At 63.1% G+C, this 18,382-nt stretch carries 15 protein-coding genes and 1 pseudogene; 11 read left to right on the forward strand and 5 right to left on the reverse strand.

The features are described 5' to 3' along the window. The first annotated feature begins 1 nt into the window (after position 1). Positions 2-1,909 (forward strand): molybdopterin molybdotransferase MoeA, encoded by a 1,908-nt coding sequence (moeA, locus tag E1742_RS10085; protein WP_259772441.1) that lies wholly within the window; start codon positions 2-4, stop codon positions 1,907-1,909. Positions 1,910-1,924: 15 nt separating this feature from the next. Here the strand turns inward: moeA and E1742_RS10090 are convergent, their stop codons facing one another. The 3 genes from E1742_RS10090 to E1742_RS10100 form a co-directional block, all read right to left on the reverse strand. Beyond that, complete coding sequence (locus E1742_RS10090) at positions 1,925-3,169, reverse strand: DNA recombination protein RmuC (RefSeq protein WP_134384754.1); 1,245 nt, start codon at positions 3,167-3,169, stop codon at positions 1,925-1,927. 144 nt (positions 3,170-3,313) lie between these two features. Continuing rightward, on the reverse strand, positions 3,314-3,715 hold the full coding sequence (locus E1742_RS10095) for a group II truncated hemoglobin (protein WP_371860215.1): 402 nt from the start codon (positions 3,713-3,715) through the stop codon (positions 3,314-3,316). 102 nt (positions 3,716-3,817) lie between these two features. Continuing rightward, a complete protein-coding gene (locus tag E1742_RS10100; protein WP_134384756.1) occupies positions 3,818-4,138 on the reverse strand; it encodes a hypothetical protein in 321 nt (106 codons plus the stop codon). Between the two features lie 13 nt (positions 4,139-4,151). On the opposite strand from E1742_RS10100, the gene E1742_RS10105 reads away from it, so the two are divergent. From E1742_RS10105 to E1742_RS26710, 3 genes are read left to right on the forward strand one after another with little or no spacing between them, the layout of a single operon-like run. After that, a complete protein-coding gene (locus E1742_RS10105; RefSeq protein WP_166793456.1) occupies positions 4,152-5,117 on the forward strand; it encodes a sensor histidine kinase in 966 nt (321 codons plus the stop codon). Further along, positions 5,114-5,806: a response regulator gene (locus E1742_RS10110; RefSeq protein ID WP_229466680.1), complete on the forward strand. Its 693-nt coding sequence runs from the start codon at positions 5,114-5,116 to the stop codon at positions 5,804-5,806. The genes E1742_RS10105 and E1742_RS10110 overlap by 4 nt, the downstream gene beginning before the upstream one ends. Further along, positions 5,803-6,123 (forward strand): hypothetical protein, encoded by a 321-nt coding sequence (locus E1742_RS26710; protein ID WP_229466683.1) that lies wholly within the window; start codon positions 5,803-5,805, stop codon positions 6,121-6,123. The genes E1742_RS10110 and E1742_RS26710 overlap by 4 nt, the downstream gene beginning before the upstream one ends. Positions 6,124-6,207: 84 nt before the next feature. On the opposite strand, the gene E1742_RS10115 is transcribed toward E1742_RS26710, so the two are convergent. Further along, entirely contained in the window at positions 6,208-8,739 is a 2,532-nt protein-coding gene (locus E1742_RS10115) for an ABC transporter permease (RefSeq protein ID WP_134384758.1), read from the reverse strand. A gap of 142 nt (positions 8,740-8,881) precedes the next feature. Further along, complete coding sequence (locus tag E1742_RS10120) at positions 8,882-9,895, reverse strand: adenosine deaminase (protein ID WP_134384759.1); 1,014 nt, start codon at positions 9,893-9,895, stop codon at positions 8,882-8,884. 706 nt (positions 9,896-10,601) lie between these two features. Here E1742_RS10120 and E1742_RS10130 point away from each other — a divergent pair. The 7 genes and pseudogenes from E1742_RS10130 to E1742_RS10155 all read left to right on the forward strand — a co-directional run bounded on the left by E1742_RS10130 (position 10,602) and on the right by E1742_RS10155 (position 18,372). After that, positions 10,602-12,524, forward strand: a complete 1,923-nt coding sequence (locus E1742_RS10130) for a PrkA family serine protein kinase (RefSeq protein WP_134384761.1) — start codon at positions 10,602-10,604, stop codon at positions 12,522-12,524. 99 nt (positions 12,525-12,623) lie between these two features. Next, positions 12,624-13,892 carry a YeaH/YhbH family protein gene (locus tag E1742_RS10135; protein ID WP_134384762.1) on the forward strand — a complete coding sequence of 423 codons (1,269 nt, stop codon included), beginning with the start codon at positions 12,624-12,626 and terminating at the stop codon, positions 13,890-13,892. 5 nt (positions 13,893-13,897) lie between these two features. Then, positions 13,898-15,141: pseudogene (locus E1742_RS10140) on the forward strand (SpoVR family protein); the annotation flags it as partial. Between the two features lie 6 nt (positions 15,142-15,147). Then, positions 15,148-15,429 carry a hypothetical protein gene (locus E1742_RS27465; RefSeq protein ID WP_443094118.1) on the forward strand — a complete coding sequence of 94 codons (282 nt, stop codon included), beginning with the start codon at positions 15,148-15,150 and terminating at the stop codon, positions 15,427-15,429. Between the two features lie 831 nt (positions 15,430-16,260). Beyond that, positions 16,261-16,920, forward strand: a complete 660-nt coding sequence (locus E1742_RS10145; RefSeq protein ID WP_134384763.1) for an energy transducer TonB — start codon at positions 16,261-16,263, stop codon at positions 16,918-16,920. An 80-nt stretch (positions 16,921-17,000) separates the two neighbouring features. Beyond that, entirely contained in the window at positions 17,001-17,939 is a 939-nt protein-coding gene (locus E1742_RS10150; RefSeq protein WP_166793457.1) for a MotA/TolQ/ExbB proton channel family protein, read from the forward strand. Positions 17,940-17,943: 4 nt separating this feature from the next. After that, positions 17,944-18,372: an ExbD/TolR family protein gene (locus E1742_RS10155; protein ID WP_134384764.1), complete on the forward strand. Its 429-nt coding sequence runs from the start codon at positions 17,944-17,946 to the stop codon at positions 18,370-18,372. The last annotated feature ends 10 nt before the right edge of the window (positions 18,373-18,382 follow it).

An 18,382-nucleotide genomic window follows, 5' to 3' on the forward strand; every position in this document is an offset into this window, starting at 1 on the left:
TTTGACGAGCAGTACCACTTCTTACGACGACGTATCGGGCCTGATCCTGGCCGGCGGCCGCGGCACCCGCATGGGCCGCGTCGACAAGGGCCTGCAGCCATTCCGCGGCGCCACGATGGCCGCTCACGTCCTGCGCCGACTGGCGCCACAGGTGCGCTCGGTGACGATCAATGCCAACCGCAACGAGGAAAGCTACGCGGCACTGGGCGTTGCCGTCCGGGCGGACGAGCTGACGGGCTTCGAGGGTCCGCTGGCCGGCCTGCAGACGGGCCTGCGCCACTGCGACACGGACCTGCTCGTCACGGCACCCTGCGACTCGCCATTCCTGCCGCAGGACCTGGTGCAGCGCCTGCGCGAAGCGCTGGTGACGCAGGAAGCGGACCTGGCCCTTGCCGTGACGATGGAAGCGGACGAAACGGGCGCCGCCCACAAGCAGCCCCATCCGGTGTTCAGCCTGATCCGCAAGAGCGCTCTGCCCCACCTGGACGCCTACCTGGCCGAAGGCGGCCGGCGCATGGACGGCTGGCACAAGTCGATCAAGGTGGCCGAGGTGCTGTTCAACGATGCCGCGGCGTTCCGCAACATCAATACGCTGGCAGAACTGCAGCACGAGGAACAGGCGAACGGCGCACCGACGTTGCAGGACGTCGTGAGCTGCCTGTCCGGCTACGATCCCCATGCGGTACCCGTGCGCCAGGCGCAGCACATCATTCGCGAATTCATCCAGCCCGTGCGCGCCGTCGAGAAGGTGGCGCTGCGCGCCGCATTGGGCCGCGTGCTGGCGGCCGATATCGTCTCGCCGATCAGCGTTCCGGCGCACGACAATTCGGCAATGGACGGCTTCGCGTTTGCCGGCGACCAGCTCGATACCGAACATCCGACCACGCTGCAGGCGATCGGCGCCGTCTATGCCGGCCGCCCTTCCGACCTGCGGCCCGAGCGGGGCCAGTGCGTGCGCATCATGACGGGCGGCGTCATGCCGCCCGGCTGCGACACCGTGCTGCCGCAGGAACTGGCCGCCGGCATCACCGAGGACAGCGTGACGATCGCGCCGCGCACGATCAAGACCGGCGACAACCGCCGCTTCAGGGGCGAGGACCTGATGGAAGGCAGCCCGGCGCTGAAGGCGGGCAGGATCGTCCGGCCCGCCGATCTCGGCCTGATCGCGTCGCTTGGCATTGCCGAGGTGGCCGTGCGGCGCCGGCTGCGCGTGGCGTTCTTCTCCACCGGCGACGAACTGCGCTCGATCGGCGAGCCGCTTGCCGCCGGCTGCGTCTACGACAGCAACCGCTACACCCTGCACGGCATGCTGACGCGCCTCGGTGTCGAGCTGGTCGACATGGGGATCGTGCCTGACGACCCGGCTGCGCTGGAAGCGGCGCTGCGCGATGCGTGCGAAAGCGCCGATGCCGTCATCACGTCCGGCGGCGTGTCGGTCGGCGCGGCCGACTATACCAAGCAGATCATGGCAACCCTGGGCGACGTGACGTTCTGGACGATCGGCATGCGTCCGGGCCGCCCGATGGCATTCGGCAAGATCCGCTCGAACGGCCACAGCGCTTTCCTGTTCGGCCTGCCCGGCAATCCTGTCGCCGTGATGGTGACGTTTTACTTTTTTGCCCGCCACGCGCTGCTGCGCATGATGGGCGCAAGCGCGGGCGACGACCTGCTGGTGCAGGCCCGCTCGTTCGGCCCCATCCGCAAGAAGCCGGGCCGCACGGAATACCAGCGCGGCATCCTCACCGTCAACGCGGACGGCGCGCGCGAAGTGCGCATTACCGGCTCGCAGGGCTCCGGCATCCTGCGTTCGATGTCCGAAGCGAACTGCATGGTGGTGCTGCCGGATGAACAGGGCAATGTTGCCGCGGGGGACCTGGTCGACGTGCTGCTGTTCGAGGGGCTGGTATGACCAGCTGAAGCGGACTCAGCTGTCGGCTTCCGGCAGCTCCACTTCCTTACCCAGCAGTAGTTGCGCCGCCTCGGCCGGCAGCGCCTCCACCGACTTCAGCTTGCGCGCCATCTGGCGGCTGCGCATTTCCGCCGTCTCGATATTTTTCGCGGCGCGCTCCAGCGTGGTTTTGGTGGCGGCCAGCACGTCGCCGAACTTGCCGAACTCCGTCTTGACGGCGCCCAGCACCTGCCATACCTCCGACGAGCGCTTTTCCAGCGCCAGGGTGCGGAAGCCCATCTGCAGGCTGTTCAGCAACGCCGTCAGCGTGGACGGGCCGGCGATGCTGACGCGGTTGACGCGCTGCAGCTCGTCCGCCAGGCCCGGGCGGCGCATCACTTCCGCGTACAGCCCTTCCGTGGGCAGGAACAGGATGGCGAAATCGGTCGTCTGCGGCGGGCAGACGTATTTCTCGGCGATGGTCTTCGCCTCGCCCCGCACGGCCCGCTCCAGCTCCTTGCCGGCTGTCGCGACACCTTCCGCGTCCGCCCGGTCGGCCGCTTCCAGCAGGCGCTCGTACTGCTCTTTCGGAAACTTCGCGTCGATCGGCATCCAGACGGGCGGGCCGCCATCCTTCATGCCGGGCAGCTTCAGCGCGAATTCCACGCGGGCATTGGTGCCCGCCACCGTTTCGACGTTCTTTGCATACTGGTCAGGCGTCAGCACCTGCTCCAGCAGCATTTCCAGCTGCACCTCGCCCCAGGTGCCGCGCGTCTTGACGTTCGTCAGCACCCGCTTCAGGTCGCCAACGCCCAGCGCCAGCTGCTGCATTTCGCCCAGGCCCTGGTGCACGCGCTCGAGCCGGTCCGACACCTGCTTGAAGGACTCCGTCAGGCGCGATTCCAGCGTCGCATGGAGCTTCTCGTCGACGGTCTGGCGCATCTCCTCCAGCCGGGCGCCGTTGTCGGTCTGCAGGTCGCGGATGCGCGTTTCGAGCGTCATCCGCACTTCCGCCATGCGCCGGGCGTTCGACTCCGTCAGCACTTCGATCTGGCGGCGCATGCCGTCCAGCTGCTGCACGGTGGCGGCGTGGCTTTGGCCCAGCGTATGGCTCATCTCCTGGCGCTGCGCCTGCGCCGTTGCCTGCAACTGCATGCGCACCTCGCGCTCGACGCGGTCCAGCCGCTCGGCAATATCGGCTCCGCCGCGCGGACGCAACAGCAGGGCCACCTGCAGCAGGAGAATCAGAAGGGCCAGGCCCAGCAGGATATACAGTTCCATCGTTCAGTCCACGGCTAAAAAACACTGTGCAAATATACAGCATCACAGCCATGGCGAACGGCAAACTGTTTCCCAAAAACGTGGACAGTCCCCGATTTCTGGAAATATTTCCTCAAACAGGGGTTTGTCCCGGGATTAGTTGCTTCAGTCGGGCTTGTTGCGCATCCAGTCGGCGGTCTGGTAGAACGACTGCATGAGGCGCAGGCGCAGGTCTTCCGGAATGCCGACGTCTTCCATGGCCCAGGCCATGGCGCGCAGCCATTGGTCGCGCTCGCCCGTACCGACGGCGAACGGCAGGTGCCGGGCGCGCAGGCGCGGGTGGCCGAACTGTTCCTGGTATAGGTCGGGCCCGCCCATCCAGCCCGTCAGGAACCAGAACAGCTTGTCGCGCGAGCCGTCCGTCGAAGGGGGATGCATGGCGCGGATGCCGGCGAATTCCGGCTCCAGTTCCATCAGGTCGTAAAAGCGGTCGACCATCTCGCGCAGCTTGGTTTCGCCACCGATAACGTCGTACAGAGTGCGGTTTTGTTCAGGGTTTTGCGTCATGCCCGCCATGATAACTCAGCGCGCACAGCCTGATTGATGTAGATCAAGCGGATTTCCAATACCCCTCAAGACCGACGAGTTTGGGGGGAAGATGGACACTTGTCAGGAGTTTCTACAGCCATGCGCGACGATCGCTTCGAACGCAAAGCCGGCGCTTTCTTCGCCGCACAACTCCGCCGCTATCGCAATGGCGAGCGCGCTGCCGTGCAGGCGCTCGTACTGGGCTGGGCGGGGCTGATCTGCCATCCGCTGTTTTTCCTGGTGTTTGGCTGGATCCTGCCGCAGGCGTATCAAAGCCCGGGCCTGCGCGCCGCCGGCACCGCGCTCGGCGTGGCCGGCATTGTCGCGGAACGGATGGGGTCGCGTTACTGCGAACTGTACGTACCCGTTGCCGTCACGTTCCTGCTGCCGTTTTTTTTCCACCTACATGTTCCTGATGAACGACGCCACCGGCGCTTGGGTCCAGTGGCTGGCCGTCGCCATTGTCGCGCTGTTTCACATGCCGACGCCGATGGCGCTGCGCTGCTACGTCACGGGCACGGTGCTGGCCCTGGCCTGCGCGATACTGCAGGGCCGCGGCCATGTGATCCTGTCCACGGCATTCCTGCACCAGTTGCCCGTGCACTGGTTCCTGATCGGTCTGCTGTGCGTGGCCCGCCTGGGCCGCTCTGCGCTGGAGCAGGAAAAACTGGCGGGCATGGGTGAAGGGCTGGGCGCCGTCGCGCACGAGATGCGCACGCCGCTGGCCAGCATGGATGCCAATGTGCGCGGCCTGACACGCATGCTGCAGGGCGAGCCCGGCACCGGCTCCGGCTCCGAGGAAGCGCGCCAGGCCATGACGCGCATCCAGTACGAAGTGCGCCATATGAACCACCTGATCGACCTCTTCCTGCTGAGTGCGAACGCCGTGCGGCGGCGTCTCGATCCATGCGAATCGGTGTCAATGGCGGACGCCGTGCAGGCCGTGCTGCGCCGCTACCCGTTTTCCAGCCCGGCCCAGCGCAGCGCCGTGGCCGTGGACGTGCGCTCGAATTTCAACTTCGCTGGCCAGTACGAACTGACGGTCGTCATCCTGCTCAATCTGCTGCGCAATGCATTGAAGGCGATCCACCGCGCCGGCAAGGGCCGCGTGCGTATCGTCGTGGACGGCCAGCGCAAGCCGCCGCGGCTGCTGTTCATCGACACCGCCTGCGGCATTGCAGCGCGCCATCAACGGTTTATCTTCCAGCGCTTTTACGCTTACCCGGCCTATACCGGCACGGGCGTGGGCCTGGCGCTGTGCCGCCAGATCATGCACGCCTGGAACGCCCGCATCCGCTGTGTCTCCCGCGAAAGCGCCTACGCGATCTTCGTGCTCGAATTTCCCATCCAGCGCGCCAAAGTGCCATCAGGTGAACCATGAGACTACCCATCTTCTCCCACCCCACCACGACAGTGCTGGTCGACGACAGCGATTCTTTCCTGAAGAGCCTGTCCTTCCAGCTCGATCCCGTGCTGCCGAGCAAAACCTTCCACGACACGACGATGGCGCTCGACTGGTTCAACGCAAGCACGCGTCGTGCCGACTTGCCGCTGCACGTCAACTTCGACATCCTCAACCAGACGCCGGACCAGCCCAACGTGGCCGTGGACGTGCGCAGGATTCACGACCTGTGCGCCAGCGCGCACCGCTTCACGATCCCTTCCGTGCTGGTGGTCGACTATTCGATGCCGCAGATGAATGGCGTGGAGTTCTGCCGCCAGATCGAATACCTTCCCTGCAAGAAGATCCTGTTCACAGGCGCGGCCGACGAAAAGATCGCCGTCAACGCGTTCAACGAAGGCCTGATCGACCGCTTCATCCGCAAGAGCGACGACGACGCGCTGGACCGTCTGGAACAGGAAATCCTGGCGATGCAGCGGGCGTTTTTCGTGGACCAGGCGGAAACGCTGCGCGACCTGCTGTCGCTGCACGATTATTCTTTCCTGCGCTGCAATACCTTGGGGGTCTGGTGCGCGAGCTGTACGTCAAGCACGGCTATGTGGAGCACTACCTGCATTCGAGCCCGACGGGCATCCTGTTCCTGGACAAGCATGGTCGCGCTACCTTGATGGTCATCGAAACGGAACAGGGCATGCATGCGCAATACGAGGTGGCGCGGGACAACGAAGCGCCGCAGTCGTTGCTGACAGCGCTGCAGGAACGCCGCGTGCTGCCCTTCTTTCCGCCCGAAGCAGGCGCCGGTATGTATTCCAACGCGGCCGGGGAACAGTGGCACCGCTACTGCGCCGCCCCGCAAGTGCTGCAAGGCCGCGAACGCTACTACTGGGCCCTGTTCGAATTCCCCGGCCATTACCTGGAAAGCCCCGTCTATCCGTTCAGCGAGTTCCTCAACTCGCGGCACCCGCCCTGCGACCTGGCTGCTTGAAGCACCGGGCGCCTGCCGCGAAAACCCGGGACAGCCATTATTTTCAGGCAATGCTTGCTGAAAATAGGTGGCTGCGCCCGGTTTTCAGGCCTCGCGCAACGTCTGCAACGGCGGCTGGTTCAGCACATTGCGCAACCCCAGCCAGCCGCCGGCAATCGCGCACAGCGCGCCCGCCGCCAGGCCGGCCAGCCAGACAACCGGGCTGAACATCCACTCGAACTTGAACTGGTACGTGGCCAGGCCCCAGCCCATCGCCGCGGCGCCGCTGGCGGCGAGCAGCCCCGACAGGGAACCCACCAGCAGGAACTCAATCAGTTGCGCCTGTGACAGTTGCTTGCGCGTGGCGCCCAGCGCCCGCAGCAGGCCCGCCTCGCGGGTGCGCTCATCCTGGGAGCCCATCAGTGCGGCGTACAGCACCAGCACGCCGGAAGCGAGCGTGAAGGCAAACAGGAATTCGACGGCGCGCACGACCTGGTCGAGCACCGACTGGATCTGGCGCAGCACGCCGCCGACATCGACCACCGTCAGGTTGGGGAAGTCGCGCGACAGTGTATTGGCCAGCGCCGCGGCCCGCTTCGGCAGGTGGAACGCCGTGATCCACGTCTGCGGCGTCTCGGCCATCGCGGCCGGGTTGATGATGACGAAGAAGTTTACCCGCATCGAACCCCACTCCAGCTTGCGCAGGCTCGTGATCTTCGCCTCGACAGGCGAGCCGGCGATATCGAAGCGCATCGAGTCGCCCAGCTTCAGGTTCAGCGTTTTCGCCAGCCCTTCCTCGACGGACGCCTCGGCCACGCCTGCCTTGTCCTCGTACCAGCGGCCGGCCACGATGTCGTTCTGCGGCGGCGTCGCCGTCATCGTCGACAGGTTGAACTCGCGCTCGGCCAGACCACGGGCGCGCTCTTCCGTGTACGTGGCCGACGTGACGGGTTTGCCGTTGACAGCCGTCAGGCGGCCGCGGATCATCGGGTACAGCGGCGCCTCCAGTGCACCGCCGGCCTTCAGCCGGGCGGCAATGTCATCCTTCTGGTCGGGCTGGATATTGATAACGAAATGGTTCGGCGCATCGGGGGGCGTCGCGTTGCGCCACGCGCTCATCAGGTCGCCACGCACGACGGTCAGCAGCAGCAATGCCATCAGTCCCAGCGCCAGCGACACGACCTGCACGATGGTGGCACCGGGGCGGCGCTGCAGCGACGTGACGGCAAACCGCCACGCCTGGTGATTGACGGCCCCACGCACCCGCTTCAGCACGACCAGGCCGAGCCAGCCGGCCAGCGCGAACAGGCCGAAGGCAGCCAGGAAACCCAGCGCCGTCATCGCCGCCAGTTTCACGTCGCCGGCCTGCCACAGCAGCAGCAGGAGGAAGGCGAGCAGGCCGAGGCCGTACGTCGCCAGCGCCATCGGCTGCGGTGCCGCCGCCTCGCGCCGGATCACGCGGTTGTGCGGCACGTTGCGCAACTGCAGGATCGGCGGCAGCGCGAAGCCGGCCAGCAGCAGCATGCCGACGGCCAGGCCCTGCAGCGCCGGCGCGAACGTGGCCGGTGGCAGCTCGACCGACACGAGCTGCCCCAGCATTTCCAGCAGCACATAATGGCTGGCGAAGCCCACCAGCACGCCCAGCGCGCTGCCGGCCAGGCCCACCAGCAGGAATTCGATCAGGTAGATCGCCGTCACCTGGTTCTGGGTCAGGCCCAGGCAGCGCAGCATGGCGCAAGCGTCCAGGTGACGCATCATGAAACGCCGCGCCGCCATAGCGACCGCCACGGCCGCCAGCAGGGCCGACAGCAACCCCACCAGCGACAGGAAGCGGTCGGCCCGCTCCAATGTCGCACGCATTTCCGGCCGGCCGTCCTGCAGCGAGTCGATCCGCACGCCGCGCGCCGCGCCCGCCTTGATCTGTGCCCGCAGCCAGTCGGCGTAGGCGGTGACGTTGGCGGGTCCGTCCTCGCCCTCGCCCGCCAGCAGCAGCCGGTAGGTGACGCGCGCACCGGGCTGCACGAGGTTGGTCGACGCCAGCTCGTCGAGCCGCACCATCACGCGCGGTGCGAAGTTGAGGAAGCCCGTGCCGCGGTCCGGCTCCGAGGCGATCAGCCGGGCAACGCGGAACGTGCGGTCGCCCAGGCGCAGCGGCGCGCCGACCTGCGTCTTCAGCGCGCCCAGCAGCGCGGCGTCGAGCCACACGGTGCCGGGTGCCGGAATGTCGGCCGCGGGGGTGCCGACGCTGTCATTGGCCTGGTCCACGCTTGTGGTGACCTTCACTCGGCCCCGCAGCGGATAGCCCGGGCCGACCGCCTTCAGCGACGCCAGCACGGACTGCGCGGCATCGCCCTCGCCCGCCTGGGCCATGCTGGGGAAGACGACGGTTTCGGCCTGGACCAGCCCGCGGCGACGCGCCTCGTCGCGCCATTGCGGGCGCACGGGCTGGTCGGCGCCAACGACAAGGTCGGCACCCAGCAATTGGTGCGCGTCCCGGTTCAGGCCGGCGCGCAGGCGGTCGATGAAAAAGCCCGCGGCAGAGAGCGCCGCGACGGCGACGACAAGGGCAACGAGAAGGAAGCGAAGCTGGCCGGCCCGCCAGTCGCGGGCGGTCATGCGGAGGGCTTGGAGGAACATGAGATCTGATTGCTTTCGTTGGCGGACGCTTGCCTTGCAGCCTGGAAGCGTTGAGATTCGCTTGATGCGCCGGAACACTTGCGAAGGGCCGGGTCAGACCCGTTGGGTCTGACCCCGGTACTTCTCAAGCGCCATCGATTGCTTACACGACGTTAAACGCCGTGAAATAGGCATCGACCTCGTCGAGGAACTGCTGCTTCTTCGCAGGCTCCAGGAACGACGCGGCAAAGCTGTTGCGCGCCAGCTCGTGCGCGTGTTGCAGGCCCAGCGGCAGCGACTCGAAGGCGGCAACGAAGTTGGCGTTCAGGTAGCCGCCGAAATATGCCGGGTCGTCCGAGTTGACGGTGGCAACCAGGCCCGCGTCGAGCAGTTCCAGCAGGTTGTGTTCCTTCATCGTGTCGAACACGCGCAGCTTGATGTTCGACAGCGGGCACACCGTCAGCGCCGTTTTCTCGGCGGCGATGCGGCGCGTCAGCGCGGCATCTTCCAGGCAGCGTACGCCGTGGTCGATGCGCTCCACGTGCAGCACGTCCAGTGCCGTTTCGATGTACGCCGGCGGGCCCTCTTCGCCCGCGTGCGCCACCAGATGCAGGCCCAGCTCGCGGCAACGGGCGAAGACGCGGGCGAACTTCTCCGGCGGGTGGCCCACTTCGGACGAGTCCAGGCCCACGCCGATGATCTTGTCCAGGTACGGCAGCGCCGCGTCCAGCGTCGCCAGCGCGTCTTCTTCCGACAGGTGGCGCAGGAAGCACAGGATCAAGGTCGCGCTGATCGGGCCTTCCTGGCAGGCACGATGAATGCCGTTGATGACGTCGCCGATCGGCACGCCGCGCGCCGTGTGCGTTTGCGGGTCGAAGAAAATCTCCGCGTGGCGGACGTGATCGGCCTTGGCCTTCGCCAGATAAGCGGCCGTCATATCGTAAAAATCCTGCTCCTTGAGCAGCACGCTGGCGCCGGCGTAATAGATGTCGAGGAACGATTGCAGGTCCTTGAAATCGTAGGCGGCCCGCAGGGCCTCGACCGATGGATATTCCAGCGTGACGCCATTGCGTTCGGCCAGCGCGAAAATCAGTTCCGGTTCGAGCGAGCCCTCGATATGGATATGCAGTTCGGCTTTCGGCATGTTCTGCACGATGTGCAGCAGTTGGGTGTTCATTGTTTTTCCTTTGATGGGGCAAGATATCTGCGCATTCCCGCAGTTTAGCGCAAGACGCCGGCGACTATTGACCGGTACCCGGCCTGCACACGAGAAGAAAACGGCAACGGCACTGCAACCGGCGAGCACCGGGCCGCATCCTGACCGCATCGCGCGGCAACCAGCCGGCAAAGAAGCACAACCGGCCGGCAATGGCGGCGTGCCGTTGGCGCACGGTTTGTGCGGTGTTCAGCACGGCTTTAGCAACCATGCTACTGTGACGACCAGCGTGAAGCATTTTGCAACAGTGCCGTGAACGGCAGCCGGAGGGCTTCTGCGTGTGGCCTTTTTTTCGTTTGGCATCAACCGCTTGGAACATGTTTTGACGATGCTGGATATTGTTTTGACTTCCTGCACCATTAGAGCAATAATAAATTTCACAAGCGTAAGATGCGTTTATGCGTACACACACGCAAGCCGGGCTCTACCCACAGCACGGCCAATAAGAAATCCAGCTCGGTACGCGCAAGCCGTACCCCGACGAAGCTGATTGAAAACAACAATATCAAGGAGTTTGCACCAGGGATCAGGCCAGCAGCCAGCCGTGAAGACTGCCGACCACAGTAGGGCTCTTCGAACACCCATTGCGCGCGCCGCCCACGGTGAGCGCCGCAGCTGCAGGTATCGAGAGTCCGTGACGAGTAGGTTTACATCAGAGGACATGCACATGACCATCTTTGACAACTACGCAGCACGGTACGAGCGCACCCGGGAAGAGGAAATGTCCCTCTCCGAATATCTTCAGCTTTGCAAACGAGACCACCTCACCTACGCGACGGCGGCGGAGCGCATGCTGGCCGCGATCGGCGAGCCGACACTCGTCGACACGCGCAACGACACCCGGCTGTCCCGCATCTTTGCCAACAAGGTCATCAAGATTTACCCCGCCTTCCGCGAGTTCTACGGCATGGAGGAAGTGATCGAGCAGGTCGTCTCCTACTTCCGCCACGCGGCCCAGGGGCTGGAGGAACGCAAGCAGATCCTGTACCTGCTGGGGCCCGTGGGCGGCGGCAAGTCGTCGATCGCGGAGAAGCTCAAGTCGCTGATGGAGCAGGTGCCGTTCTATTGCATCAAGGGCTCTCCAGTCAACGAATCGCCGCTGGGCCTGTTCAACGAGCAGGAAGATGGCGTCATCCTGGAGGAAGACTACGGCATCCCGCGCCGCTACCTGCGCAGCATCCCGAGCCCGTGGGCCGTCAAGCGCCTGCATGAATTCAACGGGGACATCAACCAGTTCCGCGTCGTCAAGCGCTACCCGTCGATCCTGAAGCAGGTCGCCATCTCCAAAACGGAGCCGGGCGACGAGAACAACCAGGACATCTCCTCCCTCGTCGGCAAGGTCGACATCCGCAAGCTGGAAGACTACGCGCAGGACGACCCGGATGCGTACAGCTACTCGGGCGGCCTGTGCCTGGCCAACCAGGGCCTGATGGAATTCGTCGAGATGTTCAAGGCGCCCATCAAGGTGCTGCACCCGCTGCTGACGGCCACGCAGGAGGGCAACTACAAGGGCACCGAAGGCTTCGGCGCGATCCCGTTCGACGGCATCGTACTGGCCCACTCGAACGAATCGGAGTGGAAGACCTTCCGCAACAACCGCAACAACGAAGCGTTCCTGGACCGGATCTACATCGTCAAGGTACCGTACTGCCTGCGCGTGTCCGACGAGATCAAGATCTACGAAAAGCTGCTGCGCAATTCGTCGCTGGCCGAGGCGCCCTGCGCACCCGGCACATTGCGCATGATGTCGCAGTTCGCCATCCTGTCGCGACTGAAGGAGCCGGAGAACTCGTCGATCTTCTCGAAGATGCTGGTCTACGATGGCGAGAACCTGAAGGACACCGATCCGAAGGCCAAGTCCATCCACGAATACGTCGACTACGCCGGCGTGGACGAAGGCATGAACGGCCTGTCGACCCGCTTCGCCTTCAAGATCCTGTCGAAAGTGTTCAACTTCGATTCGACGGAAGTGGCGGCCAATCCCGTCCACCTGCTGTACGTACTGGAGCAGCAGGTCGAACGCGAGCAGTTCCCGCCGGAGACGGAACAGAAATACTTCTCCTATATCAAAGAGCACCTGGCGCAGCGCTACGTGGATTTCATCGGCAAGGAAATCCAGACGGCCTACCTGGAAAGCTATTCGGAGTATGGCCAGAACATCTTCGACCGCTACGTCACCTTTGCCGACTTCTGGATCCAGGATCAGGAATACCGCGATCCGGACACCGGCGAGAGCTTCGACCGCGAGTCGCTGAACGCCGAGCTGGAGAAGATCGAGAAGCCGGCCGGCATCAGCAATCCGAAGGACTTCCGCAACGAGATCGTCAACTTCGGCCTGCGCGCCCGCGCCAACAACGGCGGCAAGAACCCGGCCTGGACGAGCTACGAGAAGTTCCGCACCGTCATCGAGAAGAAGATGTTCTCGAACACGGAGGAGCTGCTGCCCGTCATCTCGTTCAATGCCAAGGCCAGCGCCGAGGACGCGAACAAGCACGCCGACTTTGTCGCGCGCATGGTGGAAAAAGGCTACACGGCCAAGCAGGTCCGCCTGTTGTGCGAGTGGTATCTGCGTGTGCGGAAGTCGTCGTAACGCCGGCGGTGCGATAATAAAGGCAGCTTGTAATGCGGCGCGGTCGACAGGCCGCGCCGGCTGCTCCACCGGACTCATCGCTGCAGTAGGAGGCTCCTTTTGACTTATCTCATCGACCGCCGTTTGCAAGGCAAGAACAAGTCCGCGGTCAACCGCGAGCGCTTCTTGCGACGTTACAAGAGCCAGATCAAGGACGCCGTCGGACGCGCCATCAAGGGCCGCTCCATCACCGACATCGAAAATGGCGAGAAGGTTTCGATCCCCGTCAAGGACGTGAACGAGCCCAGCTTCGGGCATGCCCATGGCGGCGTGTGGGAAGTGGTCAACCCGGGCAACCAGGAATACCAGAAAGGCGACCAGATCGCCCGCCCGAAAGGCGGCGGCGGGGCCGGGCGCGGCAAGGCCGGCAACAGCGACCAGACCACCGAGGACGACTTCATCTTCGAGCTGTCGCGCGAAGAATTCATGAATTACTTCTTTGAAGACCTGGAACTGCCGAACCTCGTCAAGACGCAGCTGACCGCCACCACGGACTTCAAGACCCAGCGCGCCGGCTATACCGTGTCCGGCACGCCATCGAATATCCACGTGCTGCGCTCCTTGCGCGGCGCCCTCGGCCGGCGCATTGCCGTGGGCGGGCCGTCGCGCCGCCAGCTGGCCGAAGCCGAACAGGAACTGGAAACGCTGCTGCTGGACGGCGCGCCGCTGGACGACGTCCGCGTCGTCGAACTGAAGAAACAGATCCACCACCTGCATACGCGCCTGCTGGCGATTCCGTTCATCGATCCGTTCGACCTGCGCTACAGCAACCGCATCAAGGTGCCGAAGCCGATGACGCAGGCCGTCATGTTCTGCATCATGGACGTGTCCGGCTCGATGGACGAGCAGCGCAAGGACACGGCCAAGCGCTTCTTCATCCTGCTCTACCTGTTCCTGAAGCGCGTGTACGACAAGATCGAGGTCGTCTTCATCCGCCACCACACGGCGGCGGCGGAAGTGGACGAGCACGAGTTCTTTCACTCGCGCGAATCGGGCGGCACCGTCGTGTCGTCCGCCCTGAATCTGCTGAACAAGATCATCGACGAGCGCTACGGCGCGGGCCAGTGGAACAGCTACGTGGCGCAGGCATCGGACGGCGACAACTGGGACAACGACTCCGTGCTGTGCCGCCAGATGCTGACCAATACCATCATGCCGAAGGTGCAGTATTACACCTACGTGGAGATTACGGACGGGCCGCCGCAGAACCTGTGGGAGCAGTACGCGCAAGTGCCGGACCACCACGCGCACTTCGCAATGCAAAAAATTGTCACGCCGGCCGATATCTATCCGGTGTTCCGCGAACTGTTCAAGAAGCAGCCAAAATGAACCAGATGACGAAACGACCGCCCCACCCGCGCGCGCTGCCGGAGCAATCGGAATGGACGTTCGAGCTGATCGAACAGGCGCACGAGGAAATCCGACGGGTCGCCACGGGCTTCGGGCTCGACACCTACCCCAACCAGCTGGAAATCATCACGGCCGAGCAGATGATGGATGCCTACACGTCCGTCGGCATGCCAGTCTCGTATAACCACTGGTCGTTCGGCAAGCATTTTCTGGCGACGGAAAAAGGCTACCGGCGCGGCCAGATGGGCCTCGCGTACGAGATTGTCATCAACTCGAACCCGTGCATCGCCTACCTGATGGAGGAAAACAGCCTGACGATGCAGGCGCTCGTGATCGCCCATGCCGCGTACGGCCACAACTCCTTCTTCAAGGGCAATTACCTGTTCCGCACGTGGACGGACGCCGATGCGATCGTCGACTACATGGTGTTCGCCAAGAACTATATCGCCGAGTGCGAGCAGCGCCACGGCATCGATGCCGTCGAGCTGCTGCTGGACTCGTGCCATGCGATCCAGAACTATGGCGTGGACCGCTACAAGCGTCCCGCCAAGCTGTCGCTGGCCCAGGAGCAGCAGCGCCAGTCGGAACGGGAGGCGTATCTGCAGTCGCAGGTGAACGAGCTGTGGCGCACGCTGCCCAAGCGCGACGAGGAGGAAACCGTCGCGCAGACGCCGCACCGCTTCCCCAGGAGCCTGAAGAGAACCTGCTGTACTTCATCGAGAAGTACGCGCCGCTGCTGGAGCCGTGGCAGCGCGAACTGGTGCGCATCGTGCGCAAGATCTCCCAGTATTTCTATCCTCAGCGCCAGACGCAGGTGATGAACGAGGGCTGGGCGACGTTCTGGCATTACACGATCCTGAACCAGCTGTACGACGAAGGCGTCATCGGCGACGGTTTCATGATGGAGTTCCTGAAGAGCCATACCAACGTCGTCTACCAGCCGCCCGTGCACAGCCCCTACTACAACGGCATCAATCCGTATGCACTGGGCTTTGCGATGATGACGGACATCCGCCGCATCTGCGAGAACCCGACGGCCGAGGATCGCGAATGGTTCCCGGATATCGCCGGCAGCGACTGGCGCAAGACGCTCGACTTCGCCATGCGTAACTTCAAGGATGAAAGCTTCATCGCCCAGTACCTGTCGCCACGGCTGATCCGGGAGTTCCACTTCTTTGCCGTGCTGGACGACGACAAGAACGAGAAGCTCAACGTGTCGGCCATCCACGACGAGATGGGCTACCGCTACGTGCGCCAGCAGCTGGCCGACCAGTACAACCTGGGCAACCGCGAGCCGAACATCCAGGTGTGGTCCGTCAATACCCGTGACGACCGCGCACTGACCTTGCGGCACACCCAGTTCAACCGCCGGCCGCTGAACCAGCAGGCCCATGAGGTGCTGAAACACGTGGCACGGCTGTGGGGCTTCGACGTGCATCTCGACACCGTCTCGCCGGAAGGCAAGCTGATCAGCACGCTGGAGTGCAAGCGCGAGAAGCGCGGGCGGATGATCTGACGCTCAGACGAGCATCGCTGCGCGCCCGAGCGGCGCGTGGGACCGAAGCCCGTCGCCAGAAAGATCGCTACTCGACAGGTATGCTGCCGGCAAGCTGCCAACGTTGGCAGTTGCCCGCGCCGGGCCAGGTACCTGGCGGCGCCTCGCGCTGGCGGAAAACGGGTCGCTGCCTGGCATCGGCCTGGTGGTGCCGGACGGTTTTCGCCTCGCCAAACTCGGATTCATTACTTTTTCCGACCTCCTCATTGCCCTCTCTGCACCAATCTGGGGCACCTTGCCTTCAGATATAAGCCCAGCCGCTGCTACTCTGGCATATAGTGGCGGAAGCCGGGTGTGCGGCCTGACCAGTCTCTCCTGAAATCGTTTGCCGGTCAGGCCACTAGTGAGCCCCAGTGACGTAGTAGATTTTCAAAATTGATAAAAATATACGCTCGAATCGCCCATGTGCACGGAATTTGCATATACTGAAACGGCGACTGGAATGACCCGGATGCTTGCATGCGAGAAAGACCGTTGACCAAATTTTATGCAACTTTATGCGGATAGCTGGGTCTGATTATTCTGTTTTTCGAGCATTACGAAAACTATTCCGCGCCTGCCGTCCGGTTCGCTCGACGGTACCGGCGAGGTGCTTTCAGAGTGCGCCAGAACGGTGCACGGATGCTTTACACAAGTGCGCTAAAGGCATGAAATTTAACCGGATTTTGGAGATCAAAATTCTATGTAAAATGAAGAATTCGTATGTATAATTCGCCGACGTCCCGGGTGCGGCTGTAGCTTTGTGTCGCCATTTTGGGGGTTCAAGTAAGAGTAGGATTGGAGAAAGCAGGCATGAATTTTAGTGATAACGGGAAGGTCAAGAAGAACTATACCGGCATCGTGGTAGTGGTGGCCTTGCACATTGTGGCTGCTTACGGGATCGTGTCAGGCTTGGGCAAACGGATGATCACGAAGATGATCGAACCGGTTGAAACCAAGATCATCGAGGAGGTTGCCCCTCCTCCACCTAAAGAGCTGCCGCCGCCACCTCCACCGCCAGAAATGAAGGCACCACCGCCGCCATTCATTCCGCCGGTTGAAGTGAACGTACAGCAACCACCACCGCAGCAGAACGTGATCGCGAATGCGACCAACGTGAAGCCGGCAACGAATCAGTTGACCCCGCCAGCTCCGCCGGCTCCGCCAGCACCGCCGGCACCACCGGCACCGGCTGTCCGCACCGCGGCTGTGGTTGACTTCAGCACGTGCCAGAAACCGGAATGGCCAAAATCTTCTCTGCGTAACGAAGAAACGGGTACGGTAACTCTGCAGTTCCTGATTGGCGTCGACGGCCGGGTCGCCGACTCCAAGATTCTGAAGTCCAGCGGCTTCCGCGACCTGGACAAGGCCGCGGTAGCAGGTATCAGTAGGTGCAAATTCAAGCCAGCCACGGTTGATGGCAAGCCGCAAGAGGGCTGGCAGAGTATGCAATACGTCTGGACGCTGGAATAACCAACCGAGACAGAGTCTCAATTAGCAATTTCGTTGGCGTTACGTTCAGCGAACTGATCTTTTATCAATTTGGAGGAAGCATGTTTAAGAATACCCGTTTGTCCGCTGTACTGGCCGCTGTGCTGTTCTCGGTGACCGCAGCAACCGCCCTGGTCAGCGCACCGGCCCTGGCCGACGCGCCAGCCCCGGCAGCCGCTGACGCGCCTGCAGCAGCGCCGGCAGCGGATGCGGCAGCCGCACCAGCAGCAGACGCAGCACCAGCACCGGCAACCGACGCAGCCGCTCCAGCAGCAGCCGGCGCCCACGGTGCAGGTCAGGAAGAAATCGAAAACCCGTTCGGCATCAAGGCCGTGTGGCATTCCGGCTGGGTAGCGAAAGGCACGATCGTCATCATGTCGATCATGTCGATCGGCTCGTGGTACATCATCATCACCAAGCTGCTGGACCAGATGAAAATCATGCGTCAAGCTAAAGACGTGCATGCCAAGTTCTGGAAAGCATCGTCGGTCGCCGCTGGCGCCTCGACGCTGGCAGAAGGCTCGCCATTCCGCTTCATCGCTGAAACCGGCATCAAGGCTTCCGGTCACCACGACGGCGCCCTGCTGGAACAAATCGATCTGTCGACCTGGGTGACGATGTCGATCCAGCGCGCTGTCGACAAAGTCCAGTCGCGTCTGCAAGACGGCCTGTCGTTCCTGGCAACCGTTGGTTCGACCGCACCGTTCATCGGTCTGTTCGGTACGGTCTGGGGTATTTACGGTGCACTGACGAACATCGGTATGACCGGTAACGCGTCGATCGACAAGGTGGCAGGTCCGGTCGGTGAAGCACTGATCATGACGGCATTCGGTCTGGCAGTCGCAGTTCCTGCCGTTCTGGGCTACAACTGGCTGGTACGTCGTAACAAGAGCGCAATGGAAGAAATCCGTTCGTTCTCGGCCGACGTGCACTCCGTGCTGATCTCCGGCGCCATGTCCACCGCCGACTCCGCTGCTCGCGCAGCCAAAAAAGTAGGCTAATACCATGTCGATGTCCGTAGGCTCCGATAGCGGAGACGAAGACCAGGTAATGTCAGAAATCAACACGACGCCTCTCGTGGACATCATGTTGGTTCTGCTGATCATCTTCCTGATCACCAGCCCGGTGGTCCTTAAACTGCAGAAGATTGCTCTGCCAGAAGAGGTCAACCAGGCGATCCAGACGAAGCCGGAAAATGTCAACATCGTTGTCAACAAGGATGGCGACATCTACTGGAATCAGAAGAAAATGCGGGACACGAATGAGTTGTTCGATTTTCTGAAGGTCGAGGCAGTGAAGGTACCGCAACCGGAAGTGCACGTACGTGGCGACAAGGAAGCCAAGTACGAGTCCATCGGCCGCGTGATCTTCACGACCCAGCGCGCTGGCATCCAGAAGGTTGGTTTCATTACCGAACCGCCTGACAAGATGTAAGGCCCCTGCC

The organism is Pseudoduganella plicata (assembly GCF_004421005.1).
GTDB classification, from domain to species: domain Bacteria; phylum Pseudomonadota; class Gammaproteobacteria; order Burkholderiales; family Burkholderiaceae_D; genus Rugamonas; species Rugamonas plicata.